At 69.0% G+C, this 10,172-nt stretch carries 9 protein-coding genes; 3 read left to right on the forward strand and 6 right to left on the reverse strand.

Translation table 11 applies throughout. The features are described from left to right. Positions 1 to 40: 40 nt before the first annotated feature. From ACFWPJ_RS15015 to ACFWPJ_RS15025, 3 genes are read right to left on the reverse strand one after another with little or no spacing between them, the layout of a single operon-like run. Positions 41 to 355: a type II toxin-antitoxin system PemK/MazF family toxin gene (locus ACFWPJ_RS15015; protein WP_378851450.1), complete on the reverse strand. Its 315-nt coding sequence runs from the start codon at positions 353 to 355 to the stop codon at positions 41 to 43. After that, complete coding sequence (locus ACFWPJ_RS15020; protein WP_378851452.1) at positions 352 to 555, reverse strand: hypothetical protein; 204 nt, start codon at positions 553 to 555, stop codon at positions 352 to 354. The genes ACFWPJ_RS15015 and ACFWPJ_RS15020 overlap by 4 nt, the downstream gene beginning before the upstream one ends. 42 nt (positions 556 to 597) lie before the next feature. After that, entirely contained in the window at positions 598 to 1,353 is a 756-nt protein-coding gene (locus ACFWPJ_RS15025; RefSeq protein ID WP_378851455.1) for a phosphohydrolase, read from the reverse strand. Between the two features lie 497 nt (positions 1,354 to 1,850). Here ACFWPJ_RS15025 and ACFWPJ_RS15030 point away from each other — a divergent pair, with 497 nt between their 5' ends. Next, the gene (locus tag ACFWPJ_RS15030; RefSeq protein ID WP_378851458.1) at positions 1,851 to 2,030 is read left to right on the forward strand and encodes a hypothetical protein; all 180 of its coding nucleotides are present in this window, start codon (positions 1,851 to 1,853) and stop codon (positions 2,028 to 2,030) included. Here ACFWPJ_RS15030 and ACFWPJ_RS15035 read toward each other — a convergent pair. After that, positions 2,027 to 3,475 carry an aldehyde dehydrogenase gene (locus ACFWPJ_RS15035; RefSeq protein ID WP_378851461.1) on the reverse strand — a complete coding sequence of 483 codons (1,449 nt, stop codon included), beginning with the start codon at positions 3,473 to 3,475 and terminating at the stop codon, positions 2,027 to 2,029. The genes ACFWPJ_RS15030 and ACFWPJ_RS15035 overlap by 4 nt on opposite strands. 435 nt (positions 3,476 to 3,910) lie before the next feature. Beyond that, positions 3,911 to 4,783, reverse strand: coding sequence for a methyltransferase domain-containing protein (locus ACFWPJ_RS15040; RefSeq protein ID WP_378851464.1), 873 nt, complete (start codon positions 4,781 to 4,783; stop codon positions 3,911 to 3,913). A 153-nt stretch (positions 4,784 to 4,936) separates the two neighbouring features. On the opposite strand from ACFWPJ_RS15040, the gene ACFWPJ_RS15045 reads away from it, so the two are divergent. Further along, positions 4,937 to 6,106 carry a glycosyltransferase family 4 protein gene (locus tag ACFWPJ_RS15045; protein ID WP_378851467.1) on the forward strand — a complete coding sequence of 390 codons (1,170 nt, stop codon included), beginning with the start codon at positions 4,937 to 4,939 and terminating at the stop codon, positions 6,104 to 6,106. Here the strand turns inward: ACFWPJ_RS15045 and ACFWPJ_RS15050 are convergent. After that, complete coding sequence (locus ACFWPJ_RS15050; RefSeq protein WP_378851470.1) at positions 6,072 to 8,450, reverse strand: hypothetical protein; 2,379 nt, start codon at positions 8,448 to 8,450, stop codon at positions 6,072 to 6,074. The two genes, ACFWPJ_RS15045 and ACFWPJ_RS15050, sit on opposite strands and share 35 nt — an antisense overlap. Before the next feature lie 346 nt (positions 8,451 to 8,796). Here ACFWPJ_RS15050 and ACFWPJ_RS15055 point away from each other — a divergent pair, with 346 nt between their 5' ends. After that, positions 8,797 to 9,996 (forward strand): polysaccharide biosynthesis protein, encoded by a 1,200-nt coding sequence (locus tag ACFWPJ_RS15055; RefSeq protein WP_378851472.1) that lies wholly within the window; start codon positions 8,797 to 8,799, stop codon positions 9,994 to 9,996. Positions 9,997 to 10,172 lie beyond the last annotated feature (176 nt).

Genomic DNA, 10,172 nt, shown 5'->3' on the forward strand with positions numbered 1-10,172 from the left:
CCCGCACCTCTTTCGGTACGGCCGGGTTCTGCTTGTTTGCTCAGTCCAGGCCGAGATATCGGATGACGGCACTGTCCAGCGCGGTGAGCTCTTCGCGCGTCAGATAGGCCACCGGATCGCCTTTCAGATAGTCGATGTCCAACGAGCGGATCTGGTCGACGAGCAGTAGCGTTGTCCGGCCATCGAGGTTGATCTCGGGGCGGAACCGAGACGGCTGAGCGCTGGTCGATGTCGGCACCATGGTCACCATGGTCCAGTCGGTGCGCGACAGCACCACACCGTAGCGGCGTCCCCGCCGTTCGTGGCCACGACGGGCCTCCCCGAGATCTATGCGGTAGATCGCGCCCCGGATCACCAGGCATCAGGCTCGTCGGCGAGGTTTTCCCCGACGGCGATGATGCGATCGGCGTCGGCTTGGGCTTCGGCGTGCCAGTGTTCTCGATCGAGAACGCGTAAGGCACGGCGAAGGACGTCCGAGGCGGTTTCCCCGTCGCGGCTCAGTCGCTCGACGAGTTCCCTGTCGGCCTGGGTGGCTCGGAAGGCGATTGTGCTCATACCAGCCAGTTTAACATTTGTTAAACGCCGGGCGGGGCTCGCCTACTCGGCGAACGGCGCCAGTTTGATCAGCTGCAGGAAGCCGGTGCCCTTGAGCCAGTTGATACGGCCGTCGGGTACCGCGGCGGCCTCGGCGTCGAAGCAGTCGATGAGGTGCTGCTTGAGGTGGTGGCGTGGGTGCCGGGCGAGCAGGTCGCCGACGAAGGCGGCGTCGAGGTCGGACAGCCGCCTGCCGAGCACGTCCACCGATGCGCCCGCCGAGACGAAACCGCCTGGGTCGCTGAGATTTCCGGCCGCATCGGGATTGATATGCGCGGCGATCGCGGCGCCGATCGACTCGGCGCGCTCGGCCGGTGCGCCGTGGCGCAGTGCGAACGCGTTCGCCGATTCGCCGCCGGCCACGGCGAAACACCTGCCGGGCGTTGGTGTTTCGAGTTTCAGATCGTGCAGCAGGCTGGCCACGTAGCCGATCTCGTCGTCGTAGTCGACTTTGTCGAGCTCGGCCAGCGCGCGGGCGAAGAAGTAGGTGCGGTAGGAATGCGCCAGGACGACATCCGAAAGCTGTTCGCGCGCTTCGATTTCCGCGGCGAGAGCGAGTGCGGTGTCCGGCAGGCGCAGCTCGGCGAGGTCGAGCCGTCCGGCGCCGCGGCGGCCGAGCGCGTGGCGGATCCGGCCGGGCACCAGCGCGGGTGCGGTGCGCAGCAACCCGAAGGTCAGGGCGCGGCGCTGGGCGGCGGTGAGATTTCCGCCGGTGCGGGTGGCCCAGTCCCAGTCGAGGGCGGGTGACACGGTGAGCATGGTCGATCTCCTCCGACGCGATGGATCCCGGTATCCGTCGAGTATTGCGGAGCGGGCAGGCCCGGTGCAGGATCCTGACCTCGGCGAGCCTGTCCGCGGGCCTCGACCTGTGCCTGTACATCGTGCCTCGAGAGCGCTGCGGCCGCCTAGCTCGTGTGCTGGAACGTGCGTGCCGCGACCGGGCGCACGCCGTCGGCGCCCGATTCGGCGCTGAACCGCGATCCGGCGCAGCACCGATTTCAGTGCTGCTTTTCAGGGCGGTGGGCGGCGCGGAGCAGGGCAAACGAACCCGGGGTTTTCCGATCACTTCCGTCGCGGACGATTTCCCCGAGTAGATTATGGGTACATCTGTCGATGTCAGAGGGTCGCTGTCCGCGGACGGGCGATGTCACCTATATTCCTGGGCAGCACGTCGCACCATCCGAGCTAACTCCCTTTCGAGACTCGAGCGCCGCAGACGCGGTCCCGACGAATCGACGCTGAGAGGTGGTTGACGCATGACCGATCTGGTGACCGGATACAAGTCCGATACCTACTCGAGTACGCCACTGCAACGAGTGGCGGGCCGCTTGCAACGGGCCCTGCCGCCGGGGTGGCGGGTCGACGTGGTCGACCTACCGCCCCGGGGCCAGGTGGCCGGACAGCCGGTCCTCCGGGTATTGATGCCCGAGAACTAGCCAGCGGTCCAGCCCATCGGCATCAGCACCGACTTCTGCTCGCAGAACGCGTCGAGCCCCTCTGGACCGTTCTCGCGGCCGATCCCCGAGTTCTTGTAGCCGCCGAACGGTGCGGTGGGATCGAAGGCGTACCAGTTGATCGCGTAGGTGCCGGTGCGCACCTTGGCCGCGATCTCGACGCCGTGCTCGATGTCGGTGGTCCACACCGAACCGGCAAGGCCGTAGTCGGAGTCGTTCGCGATGGCGATCGCCTCCTCCTCGGTCTCGTACGGGATCACCGAGAGCACGGGCCCGAAGATCTCCTCCTGGGCGATGGTGCTCGCGTTGTCGACGTCGGCGAAGATCGTCGGCTCGACGAACCAGCCACGCTCGACGCCGGCAGGTCTGCCGCCGCCGAGTACCAGGCGCGCGCCCTCTTCCTTGCCCTTGGCGATGTAGCTCTCCACCCGGTCGCGCTGCTTCTCGCTGATCAGCGGGCCGAGCTGGGTGGCCGGATCGGTCGGGTCGCCGGTCTGCATGGTCTTGACGTGGGCGACCAGCGCGTCGACGATCTCGTCGTAGCGGCTGCGCGGCGCGAGGATGCGCGTCTGCGCGACACAGCCCTGCCCGCTGTTCATCAGCCCGGAGAACGCCAGCACGGGGATGCTGGCGGCCAGGTCGACATCCTCGAGCACGATGGCGGCCGACTTGCCGCCGAGCTCCAGCGAGACGGTCTTGAGCTGCTCGCCCGCGATCGCGGCCAGCTTGCGGCCGACCGCAGTGCTGCCGGTGAAGGTCACCTTGTCGACGCCGGGGTGGCTTGCGAGGTATTCGCTCTCCGCGGCGTCGGCGGGCAGTACCGAGAGCACGCCGTCCGGGAGACCGGCCTCGGTGAAGATGTCGGCGAGGAGGTTGGCCGTCAGCGGGGTCAGCGGCGACGGCTTGAGCACCACGGTGCAGCCGGCCAGCAGGGCGGGGCCGAGCTTGTTCGCGGCGAGGAACATCGGGACATTCCAGGCGGTGATCGCCGCGACGACGCCGCGCGGTTCCCGTGAGACACGGGAGGTTCCGAACAGGCCGGTGCGAGTCTCGTTCCACTGGAACGTCTTAGCCAGTGCCGCCCAGGCGTCGAGCGCGGCGACGGCCGGAATCTGGTTGAGTGTCAAGGCGGCTAACGAAGGCGCGCCCATCTCCGCGGTGAGCGCGGCGAGCAATTCGGGCGAACGCTGCTCGATAAGTCGGGCCGCCCTGGTGAGCACCTCTGCTCGTTCCAGTGGCGGTGTGGATGGCCACGGTCCGCTGTCGAAGGCGTCGCGGGCCGCGGCGACCGCCGCGTCCACATCGGCCTTCGTTACCGCGGGCACGCTGCCGACGGTCTCCTCCGTTGCGGGTGAGACCACGGAAATGCGGTCACTACCGGCAGGGGTGGTCCACTTCCCGCCGATGAACAGACTGTCGTAGTGCATAAGAACACGTTACAGTTTTGTAGCCGGGTTGTCTGCAACACGTTCTAATTCGCTGTCCCGCAACAACTGTGAACAGGGCGAATTCCAACCTGTCGGTTCGGTTTTCGGGTAAACGCACTATTGCGTTCTGTTGTTGAAAAGGGGATGCTTTAGCTACTGATCAGCTCGCTCGATTCATCAGACCTTTACAGCGAATTGGGGAGACCGACTCATGGCTGTGCAAGTGATCGGCCGATCGTTGATGACCAGCGACCAGACCGACCATCAAGCGAAGAGTGTGGGCAGTGGGGGATGGGTTGTGTCATTCCTGCCGGGCCGCACACTCACGATCGAGCAGGCAACTGCCGCCATCCAGGCCGCCGAGGTGGTCGCGATGGTCGGGGTGCTCGCCGATCAGGTCGGACTGACCACGCTGGAGACCGTTGGCCTGGCGATTCAGGAGTCGCCGTGGGCCAGCGCGCTACCGGAACCTGTCCGCAGGTCGCGTCGATTGAGCTGGCTGGGCTGATCGACCTTGGTGGCGACGACCACCAGGTTGCTCACCAGTAGCTCGCGGATCACCGGAACTCGGACAAGCCACCACGCCCAGCGCGGATGATAGCGGGGGAAGACGGTTCGTACGTCGGCCGAAGTCGTTGCCGCCCAGCGCAAACCGTCGGCGGTGGTCACCGCGAACAGTGACCTGCCGAACCTGTTCTTGGGTTCGCGCCCGTGCTTGCGACGGTACCGGCGGGCCGCGTACTCGCCGCCGAGGTAGTGCCAGAGGCCGGTCTCGTGACCACCGAACGGCCCGTGCCACACCGTGTAGGAGAACACGATGAGGCCGCCGGGCTTGGTCACGCGCACCATCTCCTCCGCCATCACCCACGGCTGCGGTACGTGCTCGGCCACGTTCGAGGAGAAGCAGACGTCGAAGGCGTTGTCGCGGAACGGCAATGCCATCCCCGATCCGCGGACCGAACCGGAGACCCGCAGGCCCGCCGCGTGCATTTCCGACGGGTCGGGCTCGACCGAGACGTAGCGCGCGCCCGCCGCGGTGAACTCGTCGGCGAAGTAGCCGGGCCCGCCGCCGACGTCGAGCACGACGGTGCCGGTGAGGTCGCGGCCCGCGATGTCGGCGTAGAAGTCGCCGATCAGGTCGGCGCTGTCGGTGGCGATGCCGCCGTAGAACCTGGCCGGGTCGGACTGCTCGAACCGGAAGCTGGTGAGCAGTCGCAGCGAGCGGCGCAGCGTCGCGCGACGCGCGAACCTGGACTGGTCGCGGCGCTGGACGTGCTGCTCGGTTCTCGGCAGGAATGCGGTCGGCACGGGCAGAGTTTATTGGCAGCGTCACCGGGGGTGCTCGCGCGGTCCGCCGGACACAGCGGACGGTCGCCGTCGATATCGATGTGTCGCGCAGAACACACCCGCTAGGGTGGGGGCCGACCTTTGTCCTCGACCGACCCGATTGCGAGCCCGACCGTGCGTGAAGTCCTCCTGCTGTGCTGGCGAGACACGGGGCACCCGCAGGGCGGCGGCAGCGAGCGGTACCTGGAGCAGGTCGGCGCCCAGCTCGCCGCGCGCGGCATCAAGGTCACCCTGCGTACGGCCGGTTACCCGGGTGCGCCCCGGCGGGAGCGGATCGACGGCATCGACATCAGCCGCGCCGGTGGCCGGTTCACCGTGTATCCGCGGGCGCTGGTCGCCATCATGGCCGGTCGGCTCGGGATCGGGCCGCTGCGTGACGTGCGCCCCGACGTCGTGATCGACACCCAGAACGGCATCCCCTTCTTCGCCGGCGCCACCGGCGTGCCCTCGGTGGTGCTGGTGCACCACGGTCACCGCGAGCAGTGGCCGGTCGCGGGCAAGCTGGTCGGGCGGATCGGCTGGTGGATCGAGTCGCGCCTGTCGCCGCGTGTGCACCGTGCCAACCAGTACCTCACCGTGTCGCTGCCCTCGGCCGAGGAGCTGGCCGTGCTCGGCGTCGACCGCGAGCGCATCGCCGTCGTCCGCAACGGTGCCGAACCGGTGCCCGCCGAGGTCGTGCCCGGCGCCGACGCCACGCGCGCCGACCATCCGCGCATCGCCGTCCTGTCCCGCCTGGTTCCGCACAAGCAGATCGAGGACGCGCTGACCGCCGTCGCCGCCCTGCGTCGGCGGTTCCCCGACGTGCACCTCGACGTCATCGGCGACGGTTGGTGGGCGCCGAACCTGCGTGCCTGCGCCGACGAGCTCGGCATCGCCGACGCCGTCACCTTCCACGGGCACGTCGACGAACGCCGCAAGCACGAGATCCTGTCCACGGCGTGGGTCCACGTCATGCCCTCCCGCAAGGAAGGGTGGGGTCTGGCCGTCATCGAAGCGGCCCAGCACGGGGTGCCGACCATCGGTTACCGCAGCTCACGCGGGCTCACCGATTCCATCGTCGACGGCGTCACCGGGCTGCTCGTCGACGACGCGCCCGCGCTCGCCGAAGCGGCCGGTGACCTGCTGGCCGATCCGGATACCCGGATGATGATGGGGGAGAAGGCGCGGGCGCGGGCCCATGAATTCTCCTGGGAGCAAACAGGTTCCGGGGTTTACGAAGTGCTTTTCGCTGCCGCCCGTGGTGATTTCGTCACGGGGTTGGTCGCGCCGCCCGCGCAGGGCTGATTCGAGGTAGGAGTGCGGCGGCGAGCAGTCCGCCGACGAGCAGGGCAGCCCAGAGAAGGTGGGCTGCCGCGGATATCCACTGTTGTGCCGGTGTGGCGATGTCGGTGGGGGTGTGTCCCGGGATGCGATACAGGGCCAGGTCGGTGTCTTCGTAGACCAATTCCGCTGCGGTGAGGGTCTTTTCGGAGTCGACGAGTGGGCCCGGGGTGGTGCGCTCCACGAGGATCCAGCCGACCCCAAGTGCGGCGATCTCGGCGGGTGTCGCGCCACGCAATAGTGCGTCTTCGACCGTGCGAGCCCGGTTGCCCTCGCCGGTGACGGCATAGCCGCGGACCCGGAGTTCACCGGTTTGCAGGACGTCGTTCGGGAGGATGCGTGGGGCTGGGTCGAGGACGGGAGCTGTTCCACTGTAAGGGAATCGGCGGAACATGCCGGTCGGGAGGACGGCGACGTCACCAGGTGCGTCCATGCGGTCGACGACCTGCGCCCAGCCTGCCGGGTAATGCACCGGGCGCATCTTGCCGCCGACCCCCCACGCCAGGTCGGCCAGCGGCAGGATCAGCAGCGCGATGAAAACAATCGCGACAGCGGAGGTTACGGCAGTGCCTGATCGCGCATCCGCTGCAAGACCGGGATCCGCTGCAAGACCGGGATAAGACGCACGATCGGGCTCCGCCGCACGATCGGGCTCCGCCGCAGGACCGGGCTCCGCCGCACGATCGGGATCTGCCTCGGAGTGATCGGCCGCGTATCGGTGCCCCCACGCCACCACTGTCCGGCACGCGGCCGCCGCGCACAGCACGTACGCAGGCATCGCCAGCGCCACGTACTTCTGCGTATCGCGCAGCAGACCGGCCCCTGGCACGTTCACCACCAGCCACTCACCGACCGCGAGCCCCGCACTGGTCGCACCGAGCGCGGGCAACACGATCGCCACCGCCGCGATCACCAGCAATGTCCGGCCATCCCGCCCCTGCGCCCATACGGCCCGCACACCGAGCGCGACGATACCGAGCAACAACACCGTCCCGACCAGTGCCAACGGGGTCGTCCTGGTCGCAGGCACCGCCTCGCTGTTCCAGATCCCACCCAGCCCAGCCAAGCTGCCCAACGTGCCGAGCCACGGCTCGGCCCTGGCCGCGAACGCCGACACCCCGGCCGGATCGGACGGCTCCGCACCCGACCCGAGCGCCGTCGCGGTCAACCACGGCGCACAGGTGGCGATCCACAGCAGGGTCGCAGGCAGGAACACCCGCCGCCCGACAAGCGCAAGCCCGACGATCGCAGCCAGCAGCGATCCGGTCGGCGTCAGCCCGGCAGCCGCGAAACTCGCAGCGAGTGCCGCCCACGCGCCGAACGACCCTCGCCCCACGGCGAGCTCGCCGCGGCCACCGGACCCGGCTGAGCTCGAAGATCCAGCGCTGCGCGGTGCGCGTGCGCGCATACCTGCATGCGTGTCGGGACCCCCGCCCTCGCTGGTGTCCGCATCTGCGCCCGGATGGGTGTCGGTTCTTGCACCTGGATCGGCGTCGGTATCCGCACCCACGTTGGCAACGGCACCTGTACGTGCGCCCGCACCCGCATTCGCGCCCCCGCTCGGGCTGGCGTCTGCGCTTTCGCTCGCGCCCACGCTCGCACTTGTGCCGGCGTCTGGACTCGTGTCGGCGTCTGCGCTCGCATTCGCAGGAGCACCTGTCGGAGTTCGGGTGTCCGTGCCTGCGGCGGCGCTAGCAGCGGCTTCTGCAACTGTGTTCGCGCTGACGCTCATACTCGCGCTGGCGTCTGCGCTCGTGCCGCCGTTCGCGGGAGCGCCTGTCGGCGCGCGGGTGTCCGTGCCTACGCTTGTGGCCGTTCTGGCGACGCTAGGTGGGCGGTGGCGCTGTGTCGCTTGCCTGACGCGGACGGCGGCGAGCGCGGTCCAGGGGAGGGCAGCGTAACCGGCGAGGAGGCTCCAGTGGCCCTGGAGGAGGCGTTCGGCGACGAAGGGGTTCCAGAGGGCGAGGGTGGCGGCTACCAGTTGGGCGGGGGTTGATGCGGCGAGGAATTCGCGGGTGAGGACGGCGGCGCCGTAGCCGGCCGACCACAGGGCGACGATCAGGATCGCTTTTACCAGGAGGCCGCCGTCGATCATCGGGGACAGGACGGCGAGCAGGGCGTCCTGGGGGACGGCGCGGGGGGCGGCGGCGCCGAGGCCGAGGGCGGAATCGGTGAGGTAGGAGCGTGGGGTGCTGACGGCGTCGCGGAGCAGCAGGTATCCCGATCCGGCCAGCGGACCGACGATGATCAGCGCGAGCAGTGCGCAATAGCCGGCCACCCAGGCCCTCGCACGCCTATCTCCCGTCACGCCACTGCACCTTACGTCCCGTCGATCGCCCAGCTGCCCGGCGGGCCGGGCCGGTCCGATCCGCCGTCGTGAGGTGCCGCGTCCGCTGTGTGCCTGCCCCGATGCGGGGGCGGCCCGCGAGGTGACCGAGGCCCCGTTCTTGGGCTGCGGGCTCGCGGCGGGCAAGGTGAGGTGATTGAGGCCTGTTCTCGGGGCTGCGGGCTCGCGGCGAACAAGGTGAGTCCGGTCGGACTCACATTTTCGGGGTAGTGGTGATGCGAAGGGCGTCGAGGTGCGACGATGGGGCGTGTCCTCGGTCCGTCGCCCCCCTGTCGTTGCTGACCTGACCTGGGTGACGGCCGGCGCGATGACCGCCAACGTCGCCGGGTACCTGCTGCAATTGCTGGCAGGCCGCTGGCTCGGCGTCGCCGGGTACAGCGAGTTCGCGAGCCTGCTCGCCGTGCAGCTGCTGTGCGCGGTCCCCGCCCTGGCCATGCAGAACGTGGTGGCGCGCGAGGTCGTCCTCGGTGCCGACCTGCGCGCCGTGCGATCGATGCAGTGGCGCTGCGCCGCGCTCGTCGCCGCGGTCGCCGTGGTGCTCGTGCCGGTGGTCGCCGGGGTACTGCACGTCGGCGTGTGGGCTGCCGCCGCCGCGCTCGGTGCCGCGCCCGTGCTGGTCGTGCTGTCCGGCGAACAGGGAATTCTCCAGGGTGGCAACCATTTCCGCGCCCTGGCCGCGGTGCTCGCGATGGCCGGGACGGCGCGGGTGGCGCCCGCCCTGGTGGCACTCGCCCTCGGCGGCGGCGCGACCGGCGCACTGTGGGCCGGTGCGGGAGGCATCGTCTGCGCGGCGATCGGCGCCGGCCGCATCGCCCGATCGACCGCGCGCGCGGTCGATCCCGGTTCGGCGGCCCGGGAGGGGGCTGCGAAGGGCAGGGCGATCGGTGTTCTTCCGGTGCTGCGGGCCGTTCAGGTGCAGGCCGCGTTGATGGCGCTGTCCTCGGTGGACCTGATCGTGGTCCGGATCGTCCTCGACGACGTCGACGCGAGCCGCTACTCGCTGGGCACCATCGCCACGAAGATCGCGTTCTGGCTGCCGCAGGCGGTCGGTGTCGTGCTGTATCCGCGGATGGCCCAGCCCGCGCATTCGGCGCGTGCGATACGCGATGCTCTCTCGGTGCTGTCGGTGATCGGTGTCGTCGCGGTGATCGGCGCCGCGCTGGCAGCTCCGCTCGCGCCGCTGTTCGCCGGGCAGGATTACGCGCCCATCCAGGGCATGCTGTGGGTGTTCGCCTTGCACGGCGCGATCCTCGCGGTCCTGCAAGGCGCCCTGCTGTCCGCGATCGCCGTGGAACGTACCGCTCTCGCCGCGGTCACCTGGATCGGCTTGGCCCTCGAGGTGACCCTGATGCTCATCTTCGCTCGCACGATCGGCTCCCTGATCATCACCGCGGTCTCGGTAGCCGCGGTCACCACCGTGATCGTCGCGGTCGTCGTCCTGCGCACCGCCGCCCGCGGCACCGCCCCTGGTTCGGCGCCCACCGTCACCAGCGGAACCGCCTCGTAGTTCCGCACGACCATCCACATCCCCCTGTGGATGGTTGTGGACAATCCGCGACCTCGCGAACGAATTAAAGGCCCCGGGCGGTTTGAGGGTCCCATTTTGGGTGCCGGTGGGAACAGGGGCTTTTTTGTTTTTGAGTATTTTTGTGTGTTTATAACAAAAAAAAAAAACACAAGAAC

The sequence above is a fragment of the Nocardia sp. NPDC058497 genome, from assembly GCF_042720195.1.
Classification (GTDB): Bacteria; Actinomycetota; Actinomycetes; order Mycobacteriales; family Mycobacteriaceae; genus Nocardia.

Excerpts from the sequence above, each read along its gene's own strand:
- ACFWPJ_RS15020 (WP_378851452.1), bottom strand. The coding sequence starts at position 555 with ATGAGCACAATCGCCTTCCGAGCCACCCAGGCCGACAGGGAACTCGTC.
- ACFWPJ_RS15025 (WP_378851455.1), bottom strand. The coding sequence starts at position 1,353 with ATGCTCACCGTGTCACCCGCCCTCGACTGGGACTGGGCCACCCGCACC.
- ACFWPJ_RS15030 (WP_378851458.1), top strand. The coding sequence starts at position 1,851 with ATGACCGATCTGGTGACCGGATACAAGTCCGATACCTACTCGAGTACG.
- ACFWPJ_RS15035 (WP_378851461.1), bottom strand. The coding sequence starts at position 3,475 with ATGCACTACGACAGTCTGTTCATCGGCGGGAAGTGGACCACCCCTGCC.
- ACFWPJ_RS15055 (WP_378851472.1), top strand. The coding sequence starts at position 8,797 with ATGACCGCCAACGTCGCCGGGTACCTGCTGCAATTGCTGGCAGGCCGC.